The sequence below is a fragment of the Modestobacter marinus genome (assembly GCF_019799945.1).
In the GTDB taxonomy this organism is placed as follows: Bacteria; Actinomycetota; Actinomycetes; order Mycobacteriales; family Geodermatophilaceae; genus Modestobacter; species Modestobacter marinus_B.
Genome location: NZ_JABGCH010000011.1, coordinates 107,675 through 130,702, shown reverse-complemented (window position 1 = coordinate 130,702; position 23,028 = coordinate 107,675). Strand labels below are relative to the sequence as shown.

The following is a 23,028-nucleotide window of genomic DNA, read 5'->3' as shown; positions in this document are numbered from 1 at the left end:
CCAATCTCACGCCCACGCGGGACAAGAACCCCGACGACCAGTCCGATGATCATGCTCGTGAAAGATCCGGGCTAGCAAGTCCACCTCCTCGTGCGCCTCGAAGGGATGCAGTGGAACGGGTACGGCCAGGCGGAGGTGGTGGGCCATAGTCTCTGCGACCGAGACGTTCGACCGGCCGGGGGATTGGGTGTCGAATCAGTCTTCGACGACACTCATCCGCGCGGCTGCGTTACCGGAATGTGACACCGAGTGTCAGGATCAACCTTGTAGGCAAGGCGACTCTCAGCAGGTAGCGGAGTCGTTCATACCGCGTGGCCCCGCGTCCGCGCGAGTGCGACAGGAGGGTGCTGTCGATGGAGAGCGAGTCTTCAACAGGCCGGTCGAGTACCGCTTCAGTGAGCACTTCGGACGACGACCCCCAAGAATCAAGACGGGGTAAAGATGCGCCCGCCGAGCTGAAGCCGCTCGGCCTTGAGCTTCGGGCGCAGAGGCGAAGGGACTATATCGCCCTTGGGATCCAGCCACGACACTCGCCCTGGCGGAGTTTTCGCTCCTTCTCTACGTTGTCAATGCCGCGCTCGATTTCTACGTCGAGACGCCGATCTGGGCAGTCTGGCTTCTTGTCGTCGGTTTTGTGGCTCTATTAGCCCTCCTTATCTCGATTCTCGTCCGAGCGTCGAATCGCACGCAACGTTGGATGGAAGCTGAACTGCAGTCAGACTTGCGGCGGGCGGGAGAGGAGATTGCAGCGGCAGCTTCTCGCCCACTGGACCTCGAAACCTTGCTTGACGCGAATCGTTCCCTCGTGAGGACTTACCATTCGCTAAGCACGGGGCAGGCGCGTGGAGCTTTCCGAAGCGCCCAGATCGTAATGGTCGCGGCGGGCGTTGTCTTGATCGTCGCTTGCATACTCTCATTGTTCGGGGAAAGCGCAACAGGGGTCAGCGTCGCAGCCGTCGGCGTGCTCGGAGCGGCCGTAGCCGCGTACGTAGCCAAGACGTTTCTGCGAAGCTATGAGGTCTCCGTCCGACAAGCAGAGACCTACTTTCGGGAACCCATGGTTGCAGGTTATCTCTTAGCAGCTGAGCGCGTCGCGAGAGGCATGACGAGCGGTCCACTTCAAGACCAGACGCTAGGGGTCGTCGTCCGAGGATTCATAGATGCCGGCATAGAGCTTGCGGGCGGAGAGCCCACACCGCGCGACGTGTCGCCGGTGGGTGAGTCCCGCTGAGAGTGCGCGACGATTCGGGGCCGGACCTACACCCTGGCGCGGCGGTTGCCAAGCGTTCAGGTGGCAGGCGCGGCAGTTTCAACTGAGCCTTCCGCGTCACCAGGCACCCGCAGCGCACGTCCGCATCGACGGGCCGTTCCCGGGGACCGTCGCCACGTGCTCCTATCGCATCCTTTTCTGCGCCGCCCGACGCTCCTGGCGGTGTCCCATGGGCCGCCCTCAGGGACACCGACGCACCAGCCTGCGGGGCTCCATCGAAGCGTTGGTCGACGCCCACCCGAGCGGGCCGCGCGCCGCCCTCGGTCCGAGGGCTCGGCGCGACGGGAGAAGGCCTGGCTGCGCCGTTGTAGGCGCGCAACGCCGCCGGAATGACCAGCAGTCGAGAACCGATATCGCCCTTGTTTGACAACCCGGCCAGAATGCAGCTGAGCTCTAATAGCCACCAGCACTTACCAACAATGTCCGAGTATTTACTCAAGAACGGCACGCATGCTACCAATGAGGTAGTCCCGGCCCCGCTTCGCGGGGCCCATCGCTGTTTCTAGGGGTGACCTGTTGGTCATTGTTGGGTGGCGTTGAGCATGCGCGGTGGAATGAAGGTGTCCGCCGGGTCGGCGGCGGCCGCCCGGGCGTATCTGGAGGCCGACCGTGGCCGGGCCGATGACTACTACCTGACCGAGGGCACCGGCCTGGCGCGCCGCTTCGTGGCCCGCGATGGACGGGTGGCCGAGCGGGCGCCGCTCACGGGGGTGACCTACGAAACCTGGGTGGCCGGCCGCGACCCGGACACCGGCGACCCACGGGGGCGGTTGCGCACCGATGACCGCGCCGTTCGGTTCGTCGAGGTGGTGGTCAACGGCCCGAAGTCCTGGTCACTGGCCGCCGCGGTACACCCGGACATCGCCGCCGCCTACGACGCGGCTCAGGACCGCGCCGCGGCCCAGATCATCGGCTGGCTCGCCGCCCACGCGACCACCCGGGTCGGCCCGCGCGGCGGCCAGGTCCAGGTGCCGGTGGAGATGCTGGAGGCGGTGACGGTGCGGCACTACACCTCCCGCGCCGGAGACCCGCACCGGCATCTGCACCTGCAGATCGGCGCCCGGGTGTTCGCGGCCGGCCGGTGGCGTGGGTTGCACACCGTGGGGGTCCGGGACTTCCTGGCCGCGCTCAACGGGATCGGGCACGCGGCGGTCGCCTGCGATTCGCAGTTCCGGGCCGCACTCGCCGTGCACGGCTACACCGTGGATGCGACTGGAGAAATACGGGAGCTTGCCGCCTACGTCGGCCCGTTCAGCGCAAGGACTGCGCAGATCGGGCGCAATCTGGACCGCTACGAACGCGACTGGATGGCGGCGCACCCCGGAGAACAGCCCGGGCCGGCGCTGCGGCGGGCCTGGGACGCCCGCGCCTGGGCCGAGGGGCGCCCGGACAAGGTCATCCCCCGCTCCGGGGCCGACCTCGTGGCGCGGTGGCGAGCCGAGTTGGGGTCCCTGGGCTATCGCGATCCCGCCCACCCCGTCTCGCTGGCGGCGGCTCCGGTCGGCGCGCTCGACCGCGAGGCTGCCGTCGACGTCGTGCTGACCCGGCTGGGCGCCGGCCGCTCGGCATGGAACCCCGCCGACGTCCGCGGCGAGGTCGAGCGGCTGATCGCCGCGGAGGGCGTCATCGCCGAAACGGCGGTTCGCCTTTGAGCTGGCCGAGGACCTCACCGCCCGCGCCCTTGGCCGGTGTGTCCCACTGGTGGACCGGGAGGGAGTGCCGGAGCACATCCGGTCCTGGACCTCGCGACCGGTGCTCGCCGTGGAGGCCGACCTGGTCACACGGTTCGCCGCCCGCGCCGGCCATCCGCCCCCGGACGGACCGCGGTTGGACCTGCTGCCTGGGCGGCCCGCCTCGGGGCTGGATGCCGGTCAGGCCGCGGTAGTTGCCGCCCTGGCCGGCGACCGGACGCTGGTGGTGGTGGAGGGCGCCGCCGGGGCCGGCAAGACCACCACGCTGGCCGCCACCCGGGGACTGCTCGAGCGGCAGGGGCGACGAATGAACGTGGTCACTCCGACGCTGAAGGCCGCCCAGGTCGCGCGCGCGGAGGTCGGCGCGGCCGCTGGATCGGTGGCGTCCCTCGTCTTCGCCCACGGCTGGCGCTGGAATGACCATGGCGGATGGACCCGGCTCGCTCCCGGCGAGGCCGGCCCGGTCACCGGCCGGATCCACACGGCCCCCGAGGAGGCGAGCCGGCTGCGACCCGGGGATCTGCTGGTCGTCGATGAAGCCGGCATGCTCGACCAGGACACCGCCCGCGCCCTGCTCACCGTCGCCGACGAGACCGGGGCGCGGCTCGCATTTCTGGGCGACCGTCACCAGCTCGCCGCCGTCGGGCGCGGCGGCGTCCTCGACCTTGCCACCGGCAGCGTCGACCCAGCTGCCTGCCTGACACTGGAGTCGGTGCACCGCTTCACTCGCACCGACAGCACCGGTCAGACCATTCCGGACCGCGAGTACGCCGAGCTCACACTGGCGATGCGGCAGGGTGAGGATCCACGCGCGGTGTTCGACGCCCTGCTGGCCAGCGGCCGGATCCGACTGCACCCGGATCCCGAGGCGCGGCGAGACGCACTGGCCGCGATCGTCGCCGACGGCGTCCGGGCAGCCGACGTCGCGGTGGTGGCGGACACCCGCGAGCGGGTCAGCGAGCTCAACGCCGCGATTCGCAGTCAGCTGGTCGCCGACGGCCGGGTCGATGACACGCAGGTCGTGACCACGCGGGCGGGGCAACGGATCGGCGCCGGCGACCGGATCGCCACCCGGCGCAACGACCGGGACCTGAATGTGGCCAATCGGGACACGTGGACCGTCACCGCGGTGGGCCGACGCGGCGGGCTCCTGGTCACCGCCGGCTCGGCCACCGGTGACGTCTCTCGCGGCGATGTCACCCCGGCCGGCGCACGGGTCCGGGTGCTGCCCGCCGACTACGTCACCGAACACGTGGAGCTGGCATACGCCAGCACCGCGTACGGCGTGCAGGGTGACACCGTTCCAGCCGCGCACGTGGTGGTCGGTGACCAGACCGGCGCCGCCTCGGCCTACGTCGGCATGACCCGCGGACGGTTGTCCAACATCGCGCACCTCGTTGCGGCCGACCCGGCGAAGGCCCGAGAGCAATGGATCGCCGTCTTCGGCCGCGACCGGGCCGACCTCGGCCCCGGCCACGCCGCCGAGCTGGCCGCTCGAGAGGCCGCCCGCGACCGCCAGTACCGGTCGCGCGACCGGACGACAGCCGCTCCCCCGCAGCCGGTCGCGCCGGTACCGAGCGTCCCCCGGCCCGAGGCGGAGCGGCGGGGACCATCCCTCGCCCGTGGAGGCGTCGCGCCGGGCATCGGTCGATGAGCAGTGACGCCTTCACGGGCCAGCCGCCGGCGCGGACACCATCAACAGGAGGAGAACCGGAGGACTTCGGGAGCCATCGGTGGTCGGCTGTCACCAATCGCACCCAAATGGCGCCTTCTCCCGTAACGGAGCAGAGCACACCCGAGTCCCCGGAGCCAGCCATGTCCGACCACCCCGCCCGCGAACCCGAGCTGTTCACCATCACGGAGGCCGCCGAACTCCTCCGCGCTCCCGTCGCCACCCTCCGGTACTGGCGCCACCTGGGTACCGGACCGCGCAGCTTCCGCCTCGGCCGCCGCGTCGTCTACCGCTACGACGACCTCCGCAACTGGGTCGACGCCCAGCACGGCCAAGCCGCCCCCGCCTCGGACGCCCGGCGGTGACCGGGCTGATCCACCGCGCGAGCCGCCGTCCACAGATTGCGCCGCGCCCACCGGAGGAAGCAGGGGTTTGACGGCAAGCTCCCCCCGGGACGATCGCGTCGGTAGTGCAGCGCTCGTAGGCCACGGCCGGGGCTTCAAGAGAGGCAGGTGATCGAGGATGGCGTCGATCGCGAGGCGGCCTGACGGCACGTACCGGCCGCGGTACCGCGACGCGCAGGGCAAGGAGCACGCCCGGCACTTCAAGCGCAAGGTCGACGCCCAGCGATGGCTCGACGAGGTCACCGCGGCCGTACAGACCGGCACCTACGTCGACCCCAAACGGGCCAGGACGACCGTGGGCGAGCTGGCCGACGTCTGGCTCGCCGGGAAGATCAACCTCAAGCCCACCAGTCGTGCCCGCTACGCAGACGTCCTCAAGACCCACGTCCTGCCGCGCTGGGGGAACGTCGCGCTGATCCGGGTGACCCACGGGGACGTGCAGGCCTGGCTGTCCGAGCTCTCCGACCGGGGGCTGGCCGGGGCCTCGGTCCGCAAGGCGCAAGGCGTCCTGTCCGGCATCCTCGGGCTCGCGGTGCGGGACCGGCGCCTGGCGGTCAACCCCGCCCTCGGGGTGGCCCTGCCCCCGATGCAGGAGAAGCGCCGCCGGTACCTGACCGCGGAGCAGCTGGAGGCGCTCGCCGACGCCGCCGGGCCCGGCCGGGTCGCCGTGCTGGTGCTCGGCTACTGCGGGCTGCGCTGGTCGGAGCTGGCGGCGCTGCGAGTGCGGCACGTCGACCTGCTGCGCCGGCGGGTGCTCGTCGTGGAGGCCGTCACCGAGGTCGACGGCTCCCGCCTGGTGTGGGGCACCCCCAAGACCCACGGCCGCCGCTCGGTGCCGCTGCCGCGGTTCCTCGTCGACGAGCTGGCCCGGACGGTGGTGACCCGCCCCGCCGACGAGCTCGCCTTCCCCTCGCCGCAGGGCGCGGTGCTGCGCAACCGGAACGCCCGGTCCGCCTGGTTCGACGCCGCGGCCCGGGCCATCGGGGAGCCCGGGCTCACGCCGCACGAACTCCGGCACACCGCGGCCTCGCTGGCGATCAAGGCCGGCGCCAACGTCAAGGCGGTGCAGCGGATGCTCGGGCACGCCTCGGCGGCCATGACCCTGGACCGCTACGCCGACCTGTTCGACGACGACCTGGACGACGTAGCCGACCGACTGGACGCCCTGCGGGCCGTAACCCGCGAACGAGTTGCGGACTTTTTGCGGACTGAGCCCCCGTCGGAGGCCTCACCCGAGCCCCCGACGGAGGTTAATCCGCAGGTCAGACGAGTGGAGACGAGGGGAATCGAACCCCTAACCCCCGCCTTGCAAAGGCGGTGCTCTGCCAATTGAGCTACGTCCCCGGACGGGCGCGGTGACCGCGCCCGCGGGTTCAGGAGGCGCGGGGGGTGCTGACCGCCCCCGGGCCGCTGGTCGCCTCGGCCCACAGGTCGGCGTCGCCCTTGCCGGCCACACGCTTGCGGACCGCGATCACGGCGCTGGCAGCGAGCGCTGCCACCGCCAGCTTCTTCAGCACGCGGGACCTCCTCGGACGAGTGGTGGTCACCGCCGCTCGGGTGACCGCTGCGGGTGAGCGGCGTCGGGCCCGGTAGCTGACTACCGGGCCCGACCGCTGGTGCACGGGTGGGCCTGGGAGGACTTGAACCTCCGGCCTCATCCTTATCAGGGATGCGCTCTAACCGCCTGAGCTACAGGCCCGTGGACCTCGAACAGCGTACCTGGTGCCCGTCCGAGCCCCGGCGAGGGGGTCCTCCTAGTCGCGCTCGGCGAGGGTGACCTCCAGGCCACCCACGAGGTCCGAGCACAGGTTGTAGACGAACGCCGTCACGGTGCACAGCGCCGTCAGCAGGACGATGTTCACCGCGCCGATGACCGCCGCCCCGCCGAAGACCGTGCCCGCGCTGACGAGCTCGCCACTGGCGCCCTCCTCGCCGCTGGCGCTGCGCAGCTGGCTGAACAGGTCGTTGACCGAGTCGAACACGCCCAGGCCGTTGAGCACGCCGTACAGGATGCCCACGGCGACCATCCACACGAAGAACAGCGCGATCGACAGCACCAGGGAGATCTTCAGCGCCGACCAGGTGTCGATGTGGCGCAGCTGCAGACGGGCCCGGCGCGGGCCGCGAGCGGCGCCCTTCGACTTCCCGGCGGGCGCGGCCGCGCCCGCGGGGCGGGACGCCGGGCTGTCGGCCGCACTCGCGGGGCGGGACGCCGGGCTGTCGACGGCCCGGGACTGGCCGGTGGCCGGCGGGGCGCCGGCCGGCGGCAGGGTGACCGCCTGGGTGGCCTCGACCGGCACGGAGCCGGCGGCCGGGACGCCGCTGCCCGCTGCCCCGGCCCCGCCCGCGGCGGGTGCCTTGGTCGCGGTCTTCGTCGCCGTCGCAGCGGCACTCTGGGCGGCAGGGGTCTGGGCGGCCTTGCCCGCAGGCGCCTGGGCGGCCTTGCCCGCAGGGTTCTGCGCCGCCTTGCCCGCAGGGTTCTGCGCCGCCTTCGCCGCCGGGCCCTGCTCGGCCTTCGCCCCGGCCGGGGCCTGGGTGACCGTCGCCGGCGCCTGGCCGGCCTTGCCCGCCGGGCCCTCGGCGGCCTTCGGCTCCGACGCCGCGGGCTCCGGTGACTGCGCGGCCGGGGCCTTCTCCGCAGGAGTGACCGGGATCTGCCCGGACGGCGGCTGGGCGACCGCCGTCTTCGCGGACAGCGTGCCGCCCCCCGCGCCGACCGCCGAGCTGCCCTTCCGCTCCCCGTCGGGGACCGGCTGCGCGCCGGTCACCGGGACCGCGCCCGATGGCACCTCGTCGGGCGCGCCGGCCCCCGCACGAGGCTCGGTACGCACCGAACTGCGCGCCCGGTCGCTCATCCCAGTCTCCTGTCCCCCAGCGGCTCCCGCCGCGTCGCTGCGCCCATCGGGACCGTCGTGGAGCGGAGGACGGCCGACCGGTCATTGCCCTGGTGATGGCCCGGGCCGGAGCGGGGACGACGTCGTCCCCCGGCTCCCCCCAGCATCCAGCCCACCCTAGGCGTCGGGCTCGTCGTTGTCCGTCGTACGCGCGATAGCCACGATCGACACGTCATCGGGCAAGTTCATCAGCTTGACACCCATGGTCGCCCGGTCGCGGGTGTGCCGGACGCCGTTCACCGGGGTCCGGATGACGCCCCCGCCGGACGTGATCGCGTACAGCTCGTCGCCGAGCACCACCGCGAGCGCACCGACCAGGACGCCCTTGCGCGCCTTCGGGTCGGCGGTGAGCACGCCCTTGCCGCCCCGGCCCTGCGGCGGGTAGTTCTCGATGCCGGTCCGCTTGGCGTACCCGCGCTCGGTGGCGACCAGGACGTCGACGCCCTCCTGGACGACGATCATCGACAGCAGGGTGTCGTCGTCGGACAGCGAGATGCCCCGGACGCCCTCGGTGGCGCGGCCCATCGGCCGCAGCTGCGCGTCGTCCGCGCGGAAGCGGATCGACATGGCCTTGCGGCTGACCAGCAGCAGGTCCTGCTCGGGGTGGATCAGCGCAGCCCCGACCAGCTCGTCGTTGTCGCGCAGGTTGATGGCGATGACGCCGCCGGTGCGGGGGGAGTCGAACTCGGTCAGCCGGGTCTTCTTCACCTGACCGCGGGCCGTGGCCAGCACCAGGTACGGCGCGACCGAGTAGTCCTTGATCTGCATGACCTGGGCGATCTTCTCGTCCGGCTGGAACGCGAGGATGTTCGCCACGTGCGCACCGCGGGCGGTGCGGTTGGCCTCGGGCAGCTCGTAGGCCTTGGACCGGTAGACCCGGCCCTTGTTGGTGAAGAACAAGATCCAGTCGTGGGTGGAGCCCACGAAGAAGTGGTCGACCAGGTCGTCCTGCTTCAGCGCCGCGCCCATCACGCCCTTCCCGCCGCGCCGCTGGCTGCGGTAGAGGTCGCTCTTGGTGCGCTTCGCGTAGCCGGTGCGGGTGATCGTGACGACCACCTCCTCCTCGGCGATGAGGTCTTCCATGGACACGTCACCGTCGTTGGCCACGAACTGGGTGCGCCGGTCGTCGCCGTACTTGTCGACGATCTCGGCCAGCTCGTCGCGGATGATCTGCCGCTGCCGCTCGGGGGAGGCCAGGATCGCCTGCAGGTCTGCGATCCGGGCCTCGATCTCGGCGAGCTCGTCCAGGATCCGCTGCCGCTCGAGGGCGGCCAGCCGGCGCAGCTGCAGGTCGAGGATCGAGACCGCCTGGATCTCGTCGACGTCCAGCAGCTCCATCAGGCCCGAGCGCGCGGCCTCGGCCGACTCGCTGGCCCGGATGAGGGCGATGACCGCGTCGAGCTGGTCCAGCGCCTTGGCGTAGCCGCGCAGGATGTGCGCGCGCTCCTCGGCCTTGCGCAGCCGGTACCGGGTGCGCCGGACGATGACCTCGACCTGGTGGTTGACCCACATCCGGACGAGCTCGTCCAGCCGCAGCGTGCGGGGGACGCCGTCGACGATGGAGAGCATGTTGCAGCCGAAGGTGGTCTGCAGCTGGGTGTGCTTGTAGAGGTTGTTCAGCACGACCTTGGCGACGGCGTCCCGGCGCAGCGTGATGACCAGCCGGCGGCCGACCCGATCGCTGGACTCGTCGGCGATCTCGCTGATGCCCTGCAGCCGGCCGTCCTTGACCCCGTCGGCGATCGCCTCGGCGAGGTTGTCCGGGTTGACCTGGTACGGCAGCTCGGTGACGACCAACTGCACGCGGCCCCGGTTGTCCTCCTCGACCGTGACGACGGCGCGCATGCGCACCGAGCCGCGGCCGGTGCGGTAGGCGTCCTCGATGCCCTCGCGGCCGACGATCAGCCCGTGGGTCGGGAAGTCCGGGCCCTTGACCCGCTCCATGCACGCGGTCAGGGCCTCCTCGGCCTCCGCGTCGGGGTGGTCGAGCATCCAGAAGACGGCGGCGGCGACCTCACGCAGGTTGTGCGGCGGCATGTTCGTCGCCATGCCGACGGCGATGCCGGCCGAGCCGTTGACCAGCAGGTTCGGAAACCGACCGGGCAGGACGAGCGGCTCGTGCTTGGTGCCGTCGTAGTTGGGCTGGAAGTCGACGGTCTCCTCGTCGATGTCCCGGAGCATCTCCATGGCCAGTGGGGTCAGCCGGGACTCGGTGTACCGCATGGCGGCCGCGGGGTCGTTGCCCGGGGAGCCGAAGTTCCCCTGGCCGTCGATCAGCGGATAGCGCATCGACCAGGGCTGGGCCAGCCGCACGAGGGCGTCGTAGATCGCCGAGTCACCGTGCGGGTGGTAGTTGCCCATCACCTCACCGACGACGCGCGCGCACTTGACGGTGGCGCGGTCGGGGCGGAAGCCCTGGTCGTACATGGCGTACAGCACGCGGCGGTGCACGGGCTTGAGGCCGTCGCGCACCTCGGGCAGCGCGCGGCCGACGATGACCGACATCGCGTAGTCGATGTAGCTGCGCTGCATCTCCTGCTGGAGGTCGACCGGCTCGACGCGGTCGCGGCTGGGTGTTTCCGTCACGGTCTGGTTCTCCACAAGTCGATACACAGCGGTGGATGAATGTGCTGGTCAGCTCGCGAGGGGAACGGTCGCGAGCCGGTGGACGACGCGCCGGGGCAGGTGACCACGCGACGCGCCGTTGGCCCCGTCCCGGGTCCCGCCCTGAGCTTGCGAAGGGTGGGGAGGACGGGGTCCTTCATCAGACGTCCAGGAAGCGGACGTCCCGGGCGTTGCGGGTGATGAAGCTGCGGCGGGCCTCGACGTCCTCACCCATCAGCACGCTGAACAGCTCGTCGGCCGCAGCCGCGTCGTCCAGGGTGACCTGACGCAGGATCCGGGTGTCCGGGTCCATGGTGGTCTCCCACAGCTCCTTGGCGTCCATCTCGCCCAGGCCCTTGAACCGCTGGATCGCGTCGTCCTTGGGCAGCTTGCGGCCGGCCTCCGCGCCGGACTTCAGCAGGGCATCGCGCTCGCGGTCGGAGTAGGCGTACTCGATGCCGACCTTGCCGCCCCACTTGATCTTGTACAGCGGGGGCGCGGCCAGGTAGACGTGGCCGGCCTCGACCAGCGGCCGCATGAAGCGGAACAGCAGGGTGAGCAGCAGCGTGGTGATGTGCTGGCCGTCGACGTCGGCGTCGGCCATCAGGATGATCTTGTGGTACCGCAGCTTCGTCAGGTCGAACTCGTCGTGGATACCGGTGCCGAAGGCGGTGATCATCGACTGAACCTCGGTGTTCTTGAGCACCCGGTCGATGCGCGCCTTCTCGACGTTGATGATCTTCCCGCGGATGGGCAGGATCGCCTGGTACATCGAGTCGCGGCCGGACTTCGCCGAGCCACCGGCCGAGTCGCCCTCGACGATGTAGACCTCGGAGTTGCGCGGGTCGGTGGAGCGGCAGTCCGACAGCTTGCCGGGCAGGCCGCTGACCGACAGCAGGCTCTTGCGGGCCAGCTTGCGGGCATCCTGCGCTGCACGGCGGGCGCGGGCGGCCGATGCGGCCTTGGTGATGATCACCTTGGCCTCGGTCGGGTTGGCCTCGAACCAGTGCCCGATCGCGTCGTTGCAGACCCTCTGCACGAATCCCTTGACCTCGGTGTTGCCGAGCTTGGTCTTCGTCTGCCCCTCGAACTGCGGGTCGCCGAGCTTCACCGACACGATCGCGGCCAGGCCCTCACGAATGTCGTCGCCGGTCAGCGCGTCGTCCTTGGCCTTGAGGATGCCCTTGTCCTTGGCGTACCGGTTGACGATCGAGGTGAGCGCCGCCCGGAAGCCCTCCTCGTGCGTGCCACCCTCGTGCGTGTTGATGATGTTCGCGAAGGTGTGCACCGACTCCGAGTAGGCGTCGGACCACTGCATGGCGACGTCCAGCGACATGGCCGTGTCGTTCTTGCCGACACCGTCGGCGGCGAAGCCGATGACCGAGCGGTGGATCGGGCTCTTGCGGCGGTTCAGGTGGGTGACGTAGTCGACCAGGCCGCCGTCGTAGCGGTAGGTGATCTCGGTCGGCTCGAACGCCTCGGCCTCGTGGCCGGGCGCCGGCGCCTCCTCGGCGATCGAGGTCTCCTCGGCCAGGCCGGTGTCGGCCTTGCTGTGACCGGGGCGCTCGTCCCGCAGCACGATCGTCAGGCCCTTGTTGAGGAAGGCCATCTCCTGCATGCGCCGGCTGATCGTGTCGAACGAGTAGGTCGTCGTCTCGAAGATCGTGTCGTCGGCCCAGAAGGTGATGGACGTGCCCTGCTTCGTGGTCGGGCCGACCTGCTCGAGCTTGCCCGGCTTGTTCTGCGTGTAGTGCTGGTGCCACTCGACGCCGTTGCGCCAGATGGTCACGTCCAGTTCGGAGGACAGCGCGTTGACCACCGTGACGCCGACGCCGTGCAGGCCACCGGAGACGCCGTAGCTCTTGCCGTCGAACTTGCCGCCGGCGTGCAGGACGGTCAGGACGACCTCGACGGTGGGCCGCTTCTCCACCGGGTGCATGTCGACCGGGATGCCACGGCCGTTGTCCTCGACCCGCACGCCGCCGTCGGCCAGCAGGGTGACCCGGACCGTGTCGCAGTAGCCGGCCAGCGCCTCGTCGACGGAGTTGTCGACGACCTCCCACACCATGTGGTGCAGGCCGCGCTCACCGGTGGAGCCGATGTACATGCCGGGACGCTTGCGGACCGCCTCCAGGCCTTCGAGGACGGTGATGGAGCTGCCGGAGTAGGCAGTCTCGTTCTGCGGCGCAGCGACCACGTGGAGCCCTTCTCTCGCGCAGCCGGGCAGCCGGCGCGGCCACGTCGACGACAGCGTCGACCGGCGCAGGACGGCTCTCAGGGGGCTGCTGGCGGTGTGTCTCCTCAAGAGTACCGGGTCGGGACGACAGGACCTCGCCATGGACGGCCTGAGGGCGCGCCAGAGCCTCTCCCGACTCTCCGGCCACCACCCGTGTTGCCCCGCGAGTCGACACGCCGTCCTCGGGCCGCTGGGACCCGCCGGATCAGTTGACGGGTCCGCCCTTGGTGAAGCGCTCGGGGTCCAGCTGCGGGACGGCGGCCCCGGTGCGCCGGTTGATCAGCACGGTGACACCCCACAGGACGACGCCGATGGCCAGCAGGATGCCGGCGATCTCGTACTGCTCGGTCGGTCGGCCGGCCCACGGGGTGGCCAGGAAGGCGCAGGCCAGAGCGCCGACAACCGGCAGCACGGTGGGCGTGCGGAAGTGGTCGGCGTCGACGGTGTCCTTGCGGAGCACCAGCACGGCGATGTTGACCACGGTGAAGACCATCAGCAGCAGCAGGGCGGTCGTGCCGCCGAGGGCCGGCACCGCACCGACGAAGGTGATCAGGCCGAAGGCCAGCGCGGTGGTGAAGAGGATCGCCGTGGTCGGCGTGCGCCGCTTGACGTGCACCTTCCCCAGCAGCGGCGGCAGCACGTGCTGGCGGCTCATCCCGTACACCAGCCGGCTGGCCATCAACATGTTGATCAGCGCGGAGTTGGCGACGGCGAACATGGTGATGACGCCGAAGATGCCGATCGGGAAGCCGGGGGCGCCGGCCTGCACCACCTGCAGCAGCGGGGTGTCGCCCTGGCTGAGCTCGCCGGCGGGCACCAGGGCGATCGCCGAGATCGACACCAGGACGTAGATCAGCCCGGTGGTCAGCAGCCCGGTGAGCAGCACCTTGGGGAAGATCCGCCGGGGCTCCTTGCACTCCTCGGCCATGTTGACCGAGTCCTCGAAGCCGACCATCGCGAAGAAGGCCAGCCCGGTCGCCGCGATCACCCCGCCCACCACCGAGCGGTCGCCGGTGTCGAACTCGGTGACCCGGGAGAAGTCCCCCTCCCCGACGCCCAGGGCCCACAGGCCGACGCCGATGACGATCAGCAGGCCGGACAGCTCCACGCAGGTGAGCACCACGTTGGCCTTCACGCTCTCGCCCACCCCGCGGTGGTTGACCAGCCCCACCAGGGACATGAAGCCCAGCGCGATCAGCGTGATCCCGATGCCGTCCTCGAAGCCGAGACCGAAGACGCTGGCCGCGTTGGCGCTGAACGCCCGCGCCGCGGTGGACGCCGAGGTGATCCCCGAGCTCATCACCGCGAAGGCGACGAGGAACGTGACGAAGTGGATCCCGAAGGCCTTGTGCGTGTACAGCGCCGCACCGGCCGCCTGCGGGTACTTGGTGACCAGCTCCAGGTAGCTGAAGGCGGTCACCAGCGCGACCAGGAAGGCCACCAGGAAGGGCAGCCACACCACCCCGCCCACCTGCGCGGCCACCTGGCCGGTCAGCGCGTAGATCCCGGTGCCGAGGATGTCGCCGACGATGAACAGCAGCAGCAGCCCGGGGCCCATCACCCGCTTGAGGCTGGGCTGACCGTCCACGGTCTCGTGGTCGTCGGTGCGCACGGTCTCGGCCATCGGTGCCTCCCGGGAGCGGGGGTGCCGGTCGACCGTCGTCGGCCGGTCGCGAGGACGTAGCGCGTTGATGCTCGTGCCTGCCGGATCCGCTGTCGACCCGGACGGGGACGGCGACGGGCCGGGTGCGTTCCACGTGGAACAGGGCACCCGACCCCGTGCCGTCACCGGCCGCGGGCGAGGGCCCCCACGACGGCGGCGAGCAGCCGGGCGTGGTGCTCGACGAGCAGCGGCCGGTGCGCGTCCGGCCGCACCGCGGCCACGAAGCCGGCGGCCGCCCACAGCTCGTCGCCGTCGTCGCTGCCCAGCAGCGACTGGCGGACCACCGGGTCCTCGACCAGCGCGCGGACCTGCGGGCCGTCCTCGGCCGCGAGCAGCACCCAGCGCCGGTCGAACTCCGGGTCCGGGCCGGGGATCTGCAGCAGGCCGCCGATCCGGTGCCGCCAGATCCGCGCCGGGGACAGCCGGAAGCCGGGCACGTCGCCCAGCAGCGGCGCCGCGGTGATGGCGTGGGTGGTCACGAAGCCGCGGCCGACCGGCGACAGGACGTCGCAGGCGACCAGGTCCAGGCCGTTGCCCCGGCCGCGCAGGACGTGCCCGGGCCGGTCCTCCTTGCCCGGCCGCACGGGCGCGGTGCGCACCAGCTCGGCGAGCGCGGCGTCCTCCGGGCCGGTGCCCTCGGAGGTGGTCCAGCCCAGCTGCGCCGCCCAGGCCTGGAGGCCGTACGGATCGCCCGGGTCGACCACCGGCACCGGGAACGCAGGCCCGGCGTCGACCGGCGGCTCCTGCGGGCGCTGGCTGAACAGGCCGCCCCAGCCGCGTCGCCGCTCCTCCGGCTCGGCGCCGGGCGGGACGTCGGACCGTCGCTGGTCCGCCGCCGGCGGGTCCCAGGCGTCGTCCGGGCCGGGCGCGGCCGGTGGCCGGGCAGCGTCCGGAGCGGCGGGCGGCGCGGCCGCGGGGCGCTCGGGCTCCACGGTGGGCAGGTCCCAGCCGGGCGGCTGCCAGCCGGGGTCGGCGGCGTCCGCCGGCCGGTCGGCGGGGCGGTCCGCCGGCGTGCCGTCGCCCTCGCCGAGGTGCGCCGGCTCCTGCCAGCCGGACCCGGCGGCGTCGTCGAAGCTGTCGCGGTCCCGGTCGCGCGGGCTGCTCATCGTGGGTGCTCCTCGTCGGTGTCGATCGGGCCGACCGGGTGGATCAGCCGTAGGTGTCGCGCGGCCCCCGGCCGCGGACGGTGCGCGGGCCCTTCTTCCAGCTCGGCGCCGTCGGTCCGACAACGCGCAGCTTGGTCACGACGTCCCCGCCGACGCCGGCGCGCAGCTTGCCGAGGATCGTCGGGGCGAGCAGCCGCAGCTGCGTCGCCCACGCGGTGGACTCCGCCACGACCAGGAGCTCCCCCTCGCTGAGCGACTCCGGCCGGCAGTGCGCGGCGATGTCCGGACCGACCAGCGCGTCCCACCGGCCGAACACCGAGCCGACCTTCGTCCGCGCCGTCCAGTCCTGCTGGCTGATCAGCGAGTCGACGAGCGACGCGAGCGGCTGGGGGTCGTCCGCGCCGGGGCCGGGGCCGGTCCAGGTGCGCCGGGGCCCGGCGATCCGCCGCCGGGTGGGCCGGGGCCGGGCCGCCGACGCGGCGCGGGCGGCCTCCAGCGCCGCGCGGGCGATGTCGGAGGGGCGGGCGGGCCGCTGGTCAGTCACTGGGCACCTCGATCGGCCGGGGGGTGTCGGCGGAGAGCACGGTGGCCCGGCCGTCGGCCACCTCCACCCGGGTGCCGCGCAGGGCGGCGGGGACGTCCTCGGCGACGGCCGCGGTGATCAGCGTCTGCTCCGCGCCGGCGGCGACCTCGGCGAGGGCGCTCCGGCGGCCGGTGTCCAGCTCCGCGAAGACGTCGTCCAGGACCAGGATGGGGTCGTCGCCCTCGGCGCGGAGCAGGGCGAAGCACGCCAGCTTCACCGCGAGCGCGAAGGACCAGGACTCGCCATGGCTGGCGTACCCCTTCGCCGGCGCCGGGCCCAGGTGCAGCACCAGGTCGTCGCGGTGCGGGCCGACCAGGGTCACCCCCCGGTCGACCTCGTCGGTCCGCCGCTCGGCGACCTGCTCGCGCAGCGCCGCAGCCAGCTCGCCGTCGCCGGGCAGCAGGCGGTCCGGATCGACCGGCTCCCCGGTCCCGGCCAGCGGCACCGTGCTGCTGTAGCCCAGCGCCGCCCGGTCCGCGCCGGGTCCGGCGACACCCGCGTAGGCGTCGGCGACGAAGGGGGCCAGATCGGCGACCAGCCGCAGCCGGGCGGCGAGCAGCTGCCCGCCGAGCTCGGTGAGGTGGCCGTCCCAGACGTCCAGGGTGGCCAGCGCGTTGCCGCGGGCCAGCCGGGCCGTCTTGAGCAGCGCGTTGCGCTGCTTGAGCACCCTGTCGTAGTCGCTGCGCACACCGGCCAGCCGGGGGGTGCGGCTGACCAGCAGGTCGTCGAGGAACCGCCGCCGCTCGGCCGGGTCGCCGCGCACCAGGGCGAGGTCCTCGGGTGCGAACAGCACCGTCTTGACCAGGCCGAGGACCTCCCGGGGCCGGGGCAGCGGTGCGCGGTTGACCCGCACCCGGTTGGCCCGGCCGGGGTTGATCTCGACCTCGACCAGCAGCTCGCGCTCGTCGCGCCGCAGCGCCGCCCGCACCACCGCCTGGGTGGCGCCGTGCCGGACCAGCGGGGCGTCGGAGGAGACCCGGTGGCTGCTCAGCGTCGCCAGGTAGCCGACCGCCTCGACGAGGTTGGTCTTGCCCTGGCCGTTGCGGCCCACCAGCACGGTGGGACCAGGGGTCAGCGCCAGGTCGGCGGACTCCCAGCTGCGGAACTGGCCGACCTGCAGGTGCCGGACGTACACCCCTCAGTGTCCCCGAGAGGTACGGGGACGGCCCTTCCCCTTCTTCACGCCGGCTGCTCGGGGACCGGGTTGTTGCCGCGCGTGTCGATGCTGGCCTGGACCGCGTGGCCGCCGAACTGGTTGCGCAGCGCCGCGACCGCCTTCATCGTCGGGGAGTCCTCCTGGCGGGAGGCGAAGCGGGCGAACAGCGACGCGGCGATGGCCGGCATGGGGACGGCCAGCGCGATGGCCTGCTCGACGGTCCAGCGGCCCTCGCCGGAGTCCTCCGCGTAGCCGGTGATCTTGTCCAGGCCCGGGTCCTCCTGCAGCGCGCGGACCAGCAGGTCCAGCAGCCACGAGCGGATGACGGTGCCCTGGGTCCAGGAGGCGACCACGCCGGGCACGTCCTCGATCACGTCCGCGGCGGCCAGCAGTTCGTAGCCCTCGCCGTAGGCCTGCATCATCGCGTACTCGATGCCGTTGTGGACCATCTTCGCGAAGTGCCCGGCACCCACCGGGCCGGCGTGCACGAAGCCGGCGCCGGGCATCTCGGTGCCGGTCTCGTCACGGGGGGACGGCGGCTTGAGCGCGTCGAAGACCGGCTGGACCTTGGCGACGTCCTCGACCGAGCCGCCGACCATCAGCGCGTAGCCGTTCTGCAGGCCCCAGACACCGCCGGAGACGCCCGCGTCGACGTAGCCGATGCCCTTGGGGGCCAGCTGCTCGGCGTGCAGCTTGTCGTCGGTGAACTTCGAGTTGCCGCCGTCGACGATCACGTCGCCCTCGGACAGCAGGTCGCCGAGCGCGCGGACGGTGGCCCGAGTGGGCTCACCGGACGGCACCATCACCCACACCACGCGGGGGGCCTCCAGCGCCTCGACCAGCGCCTCCAGGCTGTCGACGTCCCGACTGCCCGGCGCGCGGTCGTACCCGATCACCTCGATGCCCGCGCGGCGGACCCGCTCGGCCATGTTGCCGCCCATCTTGCCCAGCCCGACCAGCCCCAGCTGCACGCCCGGACCCTCCTTCAGCTGCTCGTGAACGCGGTCGTCCGCGGTCGCTCCCGGTGGGCGCGCGCCGCACCGCGCAGCGCCCTGGTCCGCGGGGACTCCCGGGACCTGTCCGCCGCCCATCGTGCTCGCCCGCCGCACCGACCGCGCGGCGGGGTGCCTCAGCCGGGCAGCCGCACCGGCATGATCAGGTACCGGTAGCTGCCCGGCCGCTCCGCGGGCTTCGCCGGCGCGTCGTCGTCGGCGGAGGGCTCCTCGACCCCGGACAGCACGGCCGGCTTGAGCGCCGTCGTGAAGTCCATTCGCGCCCGCTCGGTGTGCACCGCGGCCAGGCCGTCGAGCAGGAACGTCGGGTTGAAGCCGATGGTCAGCGGCTCACCGTCGAACTCGACGTCGCACCGCTCCTCGGCCTGCCCCTCGTCGTCGGTGCCGCCGGCCCGCAGGGTGACCTGGCCGGGGGTGAACTCGCAGCGCAACGGCGTGCCGCGCTCGGCGACCAGGGCGACCCGCTTGGCCGCGTCGGTGAACAGCCCGACCGGCAGCGTCGCGTTGGAGGAGGACTCGGAGGGCATGATCGCCCGGTACTTCACGAACTCCGCGTCCAGCAGCCGGGTCGTGGTCTGCCGGTCCTTGCCGGACAGGCCGAGGATGCCCTCGCCGGCTCCCCCGGAGGACAGCGACAGGGTCACCTCCGGGCCGCTGGTCAGCGTCTTCGCCGCATCGGCGAGGGTGCGGGCGGGGACCAGCACGGCCGCCGTCAACCCCGGCTGCTCCGGCCGCCAGGCGAACTCGCGCACCGCCAGCCGGTAGCGGTCGGTCGCGGCGAGGGTCACCAGGTCGTCGTCGATCTCGAGCCGGACGCCGGTGAGCATCGGCAGGGTGTCGTCCCGGCCGGCGGCCACCGCGACCTGGCTCACCGCCTCGGCGAAGGCGTCGCTGTCCACGACCCCGGCGGTGGAGGGCATCGAGGGCAGCGACGGGTAGTCCTCCACCGGCAGGGTGGGCAGGCTGAACCGCGCGTTGCCGCAGGCGATCGACAGCCGGGCGCCCTCGGCAACGACGTCGACCGGGTGCGGCGGCAGCGCCCGGGTGATCTCGGCGAGCAGCCGACCGGGGACCAGGGCCCGTCCGCTCTCGGTGGACTGGACGTCGACCTCCGACCGCGCCGACACCTCGTAGTCGAACCCGGACACCGACAGCTGGTTGCCGTCGACCTCGAGCAGGATCCCGGCGAGCACCGGCACCGACGGCCGCGGCGGCAGGCTCCGCGCGGTCCAGGCGACCGCCTCGGCGAGCACCTCACGTGCCACCCGGAACTTCATCTCGTACCCACCTCTGGTCCTCGTGCGTCGTGCTCGGCCCGCGCCGGCCGGTCCCGGGCGCGGTGTGCGGCGCCCATCCTGCCCCGACGTGCCCCCGGTCTGACCAGTCCCCCGTCCCGGGGAGCGGGTGCACCGGTCGATCAGCGGGAGGACGACGCATTCTGTCGGTGCCTGGGTGGAGGGTGCCCGGGAGGGCCGCCAGCGGGCCGTCCCCACCCAGAGTGTGGTTCAAGGACTCCTCGAGATAACTCCTTCATCTTCGTCATCACGTGTGTGGATGTTGGGGAGAAGCCCTGTTCGCGCACGTCAGCGACCGAGTGGGGTTGTTGGTGCGCTGTGCGTCGCCAGCCCTCTCCCTGTGTCGACACGTGGACAACTCGACGGTTCTGCACCGTCGCCCCCGGTTCTCCACGTCCCGTCCCCGCTGGACCCGCAGGTCCGTCCCCACCGTGTGCCCGATCCGTCCGGCGTGGCGGCCGTGTCCACCGTTTACCCGAGTCGACATGTGGACAGCTGGGGGACGCCGCAGACCCCGGTGTCGGCACCGGGACCAGCACGGACGCGACGGGCTCCCTCGAGCAGGGGGTCTGGGCTGCACCGATGCCCGCGGACCGGTGAGTCCCCAACCTGTGCACAGATCTGGGGACAAGGCGACAAATGACCCGGACGGGTGAGGACAGAGCCTCGCAGGGTCACCGGATCGGTGGACAGGACGCGGAACGCCCCGGGTACCGGTCGGGGTGCCCGGGGCGTTCCGGAGCGGGATCGAGCGGGAGCCCGCGAGGCTCAGGAGCGGGCGCGGCTCTTGATCCGGGCGGTGAGCTCGGTGACCTGGGTGTAGGTGGCCCGGCGCTCGCTCATCAGGCCGGTGATCTTCTTGACCGCGTGCATGACGGTGGTGTGGTCCTTGCCGCCGAACGAGGCGCCGATCCGCGGCAGGGACAGCTCGGTCAGCTCCCGGCAGAGGTACATGGCGATCTGCCGGGCGTTCACCAGCGTGCGGCTGCGGTTGCTGCCCTGCAGCTCCTCCATCGTCACGGAGAAGTACTCGGCGGTGGCCGCCATGATGATCGCCGCGGTGATCTGCGGGCCCTGCTCGTCGCTGATCAGGTCCTTGAGCACCAGCTCGGCCAGCGCGAGGTCGACCGGCTGCTTGTTCAGGCTGGCGAACGCGGTGACCCGGATCAGCGCGCCCTCGAGCTCGCGGATGTTGGTCTGCACCTTGCTGGCGATGAACTCCAGCACCGCGTCGGGCGCCTGCAGCCGCTCCCCGTAGGCCTTCTTCCGCAGGATGGCGATGCGGGTCTCCAGGTCCGGCGCCTGGACGTCGGTGATCAGGCCCCACTCGAACCGGGTGCGCAGCCGGTCCTCCAGCGTCGTCAGCTTCTTGGGCGGACGGTCGGAGGTGATGACGATCTGCTTGCTGGCGTTGTGCAGCGTGTTGAAGGTGTGGAAGAACTCCTCCTGCGTCCGCTCGGCGCGCTCCAGGAACTGGATGTCGTCGATGAGCAGGAAGTCGATGTCCCGGTAGCGGCGGCGGAAGTCCTCGGCCCGGCCGGAGTGCACCAGGTTGATGAACTCGTTGGTGAACTCCTCGGTGCTGACGTACCGGACCCGCACGTTGGGGAACATCCGCGCGGCGTAGTGCCCGATGGCGTGCAGCAGGTGCGTCTTGCCCAGCCCGGAGTCGCCGTAGATGAACAGCGGGTTGTAGGCGCGGGCCGGCGCCTCGGCGACGGCGACCGCGGCGGCGTGCGCGAAGCGGTTGCTGTTGCCGATGACGAAGCTGTCGAAGACGTACTTGGGGTTCAGCCCCGGGTCCAGGGCGCCGGGACGGCGGTCGGCGAACAGCGGCACCGCACCCTGGCCGCGGGCCGATCGCCGGTCGGCGGAGGTGCCCGTGTCGGCCGGGTTCCCGGTCGGGGCCGAGGTGTCCCGGTCCCAGGGGGCCAGCCGGGGCTGCACCCCGACGCCCGGCCCCGTGCCGGCGGCCTGCCAGTCCGTGGGCTCGTCCGCGACGGCCCCGCGGGACCAGTCCCGGCCGTCGCCGGACTCGGGCAGCCACACGTCCGCGCGCAGCGTCTCGTCCTGCCGCGACTCCGGCCGGAGGGCGTCGGTGCGGACGGCGTCGGCGCGGACACCGAAGGCGCTGCGCCCGTCGTCGGCCCGGTCGCGGGCGGCGCGGTCCTCGGCGGCGCGGTCCTCCGCGGCCCGCTCGCGGGCGGCGAGCTCGTCGGCGTACCGGTCCGCGGGCGGCTCGGCGTACCGGTCCGCGGGGGGCCACGGTGCCTCGTCCCGGGGGGCGCGGTCCCGCTCACCGGGCCAGCGCCGGTCGTCGTCCGGTCCGCGTCGGGGCGGCGCGGGCGCCTGCGCCGGGGTGTCCTCCAGCTGTACCGCCACCCGGATGGCGCGACCGAACTCGGCCGACAGGGCGTCGGCCAGGGCGGTGCGCATCCGGGACTCGAGCACCGTCTGGGTGAACTCGTTCGGCGCCGCCAGGACGGCGGTGTCCTCGACCAGCCCCAGCGGGCGGGTGAGGTTCAGCAGCGCGTTCTGCTGCGGGGACAGGCTGGTGGCCAGTCGCTCGCGGATCTGGTCCCAGACGGTCGCCAGGTCGACCGTGGAGTCGGCCATCGACTGTGTCCCTTCCCGTGCCGTCGCTTCGTCGCCCCGCGCCGTCGTCCACAGGCAGGGGACGGGCCCTCGGACCCGGTGGATCCCCCGAACGGTCCCCAGCTGTGGACGTGCGACGGTGCTCGTTCCACACGAGTGTCCACAGTCTGTGCACGCCCGGCGACGTGCTGCCCCGGCCCCGGCGGGTGCCGGTCGCCGGGAACGGCGTACTCCCAGGTCAGGGCGTGCGCACGGCCCGTCGGGGGGAGGTCCTGCGAGCGGCTGTCCGACAGACGCGGTGTACGAACCGGGAGCCTGTCGTCCAACGCGGAGCGACGGCGACGCTAACAGCTTCATCCACAGCCCGGCAACGCGCCCGACCTCGCGACGACCCTGCCGCGCCCGCCCGGCGGCGTGTCCCCCCGGACCGCTCCGCCCGGGGGTGGACCCTGGCCGGTCCGGCCGCCGCCGCGGTCCCCGCCCGGTCTCGGCTATGCTGGTCGGCGTCTGTGGACACGGACCGTCGCACGTCCCGACCCGGGGAGCTCTCCACCGGGTCCTTCGTACGCGGGTCCGGCCACGGCAGACCAGCCTCCGGGTGCCGGAGCGGTCCGAGGCCCGCCGGGTCCCGGAACGGCCGGCATCTCGCGTGCACGGTCCCCAGCCGGGGCCGCGCCGCACCGACGTCGTCAGCAGTGGGAGTCCCTCGTGAGCAAGCGCACGTTCCAGCCGAACAACCGCCGCCGGTCCAAGACCCACGGCTTCCGGCTGCGGATGCGCACCCGTGCCGGTCGCGCGATCCTCGCCGGCCGCCGGCGCAAGGGTCGCGACAAGCTCTCCGCCTGA

13 protein-coding genes, 2 tRNA genes and 2 pseudogenes are annotated in these 23,028 nt (G+C 72.3%); 4 read left to right on the top strand and 13 right to left on the bottom strand.

Going from position 1 to position 23,028, the window contains the following annotated elements; genetic code table 11:
- Positions 1-1,824: 1,824 nt before the first annotated feature.
- From mobF to HK417_RS12210, 3 genes and pseudogenes are all read left to right on the top strand, one after another.
- Positions 1,825-4,471: pseudogene (gene mobF, locus HK417_RS12220) on the top strand (MobF family relaxase); the annotation flags it as partial.
- Positions 4,472-4,776: 305 nt separating this feature from the next.
- Complete coding sequence (locus tag HK417_RS12215) at positions 4,777-4,998, top strand: helix-turn-helix transcriptional regulator (protein ID WP_222266752.1); 222 nt, start codon at positions 4,777-4,779, stop codon at positions 4,996-4,998.
- Between the two features lie 157 nt (positions 4,999-5,155).
- Positions 5,156-6,103, top strand: a pseudogene (locus HK417_RS12210) (tyrosine-type recombinase/integrase); the annotation flags it as partial.
- 205 nt (positions 6,104-6,308) lie between these two features.
- Here HK417_RS12210 and HK417_RS12205 read toward each other — a convergent pair.
- From HK417_RS12205 to dnaA, 13 genes are all read right to left on the bottom strand, one after another.
- Positions 6,309-6,381, bottom strand: a tRNA-Ala gene (locus tag HK417_RS12205).
- Between the two features lie 29 nt (positions 6,382-6,410).
- Positions 6,411-6,554 carry a DLW-39 family protein gene (locus HK417_RS12200; RefSeq protein ID WP_222266750.1) on the bottom strand — a complete coding sequence of 48 codons (144 nt, stop codon included), beginning with the start codon at positions 6,552-6,554 and terminating at the stop codon, positions 6,411-6,413.
- A gap of 108 nt (positions 6,555-6,662) precedes the next feature.
- Positions 6,663-6,736, bottom strand: a tRNA-Ile gene (locus HK417_RS12195).
- 55 nt (positions 6,737-6,791) lie between these two features.
- On the bottom strand, positions 6,792-7,892 hold the full coding sequence (locus HK417_RS12190) for a DUF3566 domain-containing protein (protein WP_222266748.1): 1,101 nt from the start codon (positions 7,890-7,892) through the stop codon (positions 6,792-6,794).
- Between the two features lie 156 nt (positions 7,893-8,048).
- On the bottom strand, positions 8,049-10,517 hold the full coding sequence (gene gyrA / locus HK417_RS12185) for a DNA gyrase subunit A (RefSeq protein WP_222266746.1): 2,469 nt from the start codon (positions 10,515-10,517) through the stop codon (positions 8,049-8,051).
- A 178-nt stretch (positions 10,518-10,695) separates the two neighbouring features.
- A complete protein-coding gene (gyrB, locus tag HK417_RS12180) occupies positions 10,696-12,732 on the bottom strand; it encodes a DNA topoisomerase (ATP-hydrolyzing) subunit B (protein WP_222266744.1) in 2,037 nt (678 codons plus the stop codon).
- 244 nt (positions 12,733-12,976) lie between these two features.
- A complete protein-coding gene (locus tag HK417_RS12175; protein ID WP_222266742.1) occupies positions 12,977-14,395 on the bottom strand; it encodes an APC family permease in 1,419 nt (472 codons plus the stop codon).
- Between the two features lie 161 nt (positions 14,396-14,556).
- Entirely contained in the window at positions 14,557-15,540 is a 984-nt protein-coding gene (locus tag HK417_RS12170) for a hypothetical protein (RefSeq protein WP_222266740.1), read from the bottom strand.
- A gap of 43 nt (positions 15,541-15,583) precedes the next feature.
- The gene (locus tag HK417_RS12165; RefSeq protein ID WP_222266738.1) at positions 15,584-16,084 is read right to left on the bottom strand and encodes a DUF721 domain-containing protein; all 501 of its coding nucleotides are present in this window, start codon (positions 16,082-16,084) and stop codon (positions 15,584-15,586) included.
- Entirely contained in the window at positions 16,077-17,258 is a 1,182-nt protein-coding gene (gene recF, locus HK417_RS12160) for a DNA replication/repair protein RecF (RefSeq protein WP_222266736.1), read from the bottom strand. The genes HK417_RS12165 and recF overlap by 8 nt, the downstream gene beginning before the upstream one ends.
- A gap of 44 nt (positions 17,259-17,302) precedes the next feature.
- Complete coding sequence (gene gnd / locus HK417_RS12155; RefSeq protein WP_439957921.1) at positions 17,303-18,268, bottom strand: phosphogluconate dehydrogenase (NAD(+)-dependent, decarboxylating); 966 nt, start codon at positions 18,266-18,268, stop codon at positions 17,303-17,305.
- A gap of 140 nt (positions 18,269-18,408) precedes the next feature.
- The gene (gene dnaN, locus HK417_RS12150; protein WP_222266732.1) at positions 18,409-19,569 is read right to left on the bottom strand and encodes a DNA polymerase III subunit beta; all 1,161 of its coding nucleotides are present in this window, start codon (positions 19,567-19,569) and stop codon (positions 18,409-18,411) included.
- Between the two features lie 786 nt (positions 19,570-20,355).
- The gene (gene dnaA, locus HK417_RS12145; protein ID WP_222266729.1) at positions 20,356-22,203 is read right to left on the bottom strand and encodes a chromosomal replication initiator protein DnaA; all 1,848 of its coding nucleotides are present in this window, start codon (positions 22,201-22,203) and stop codon (positions 20,356-20,358) included.
- 687 nt (positions 22,204-22,890) lie between these two features.
- On the opposite strand from dnaA, the gene rpmH reads away from it, so the two are divergent.
- Complete coding sequence (gene rpmH, locus HK417_RS12140; RefSeq protein ID WP_056296149.1) at positions 22,891-23,028, top strand: 50S ribosomal protein L34; 138 nt, start codon at positions 22,891-22,893, stop codon at positions 23,026-23,028.

What these genes read in the sequence shown, in the direction of transcription:
- HK417_RS12215 (WP_222266752.1), top strand. Translation starts at nt 4,777, where the DNA reads ATGTCCGACCACCCCGCCCGCGAACCCGAGCTGTTCACCATCACGGAG.
- HK417_RS12190 (WP_222266748.1), bottom strand. Translation starts at nt 7,892, where the DNA reads ATGAGCGACCGGGCGCGCAGTTCGGTGCGTACCGAGCCTCGTGCGGGG.
- HK417_RS12175 (WP_222266742.1), bottom strand. Translation starts at nt 14,395, where the DNA reads ATGGCCGAGACCGTGCGCACCGACGACCACGAGACCGTGGACGGTCAG.
- HK417_RS12170 (WP_222266740.1), bottom strand. Translation starts at nt 15,540, where the DNA reads ATGAGCAGCCCGCGCGACCGGGACCGCGACAGCTTCGACGACGCCGCC.
- dnaN (WP_222266732.1), bottom strand. Translation starts at nt 19,569, where the DNA reads ATGAAGTTCCGGGTGGCACGTGAGGTGCTCGCCGAGGCGGTCGCCTGG.
- dnaA (WP_222266729.1), bottom strand. Translation starts at nt 22,203, where the DNA reads ATGGCCGACTCCACGGTCGACCTGGCGACCGTCTGGGACCAGATCCGC.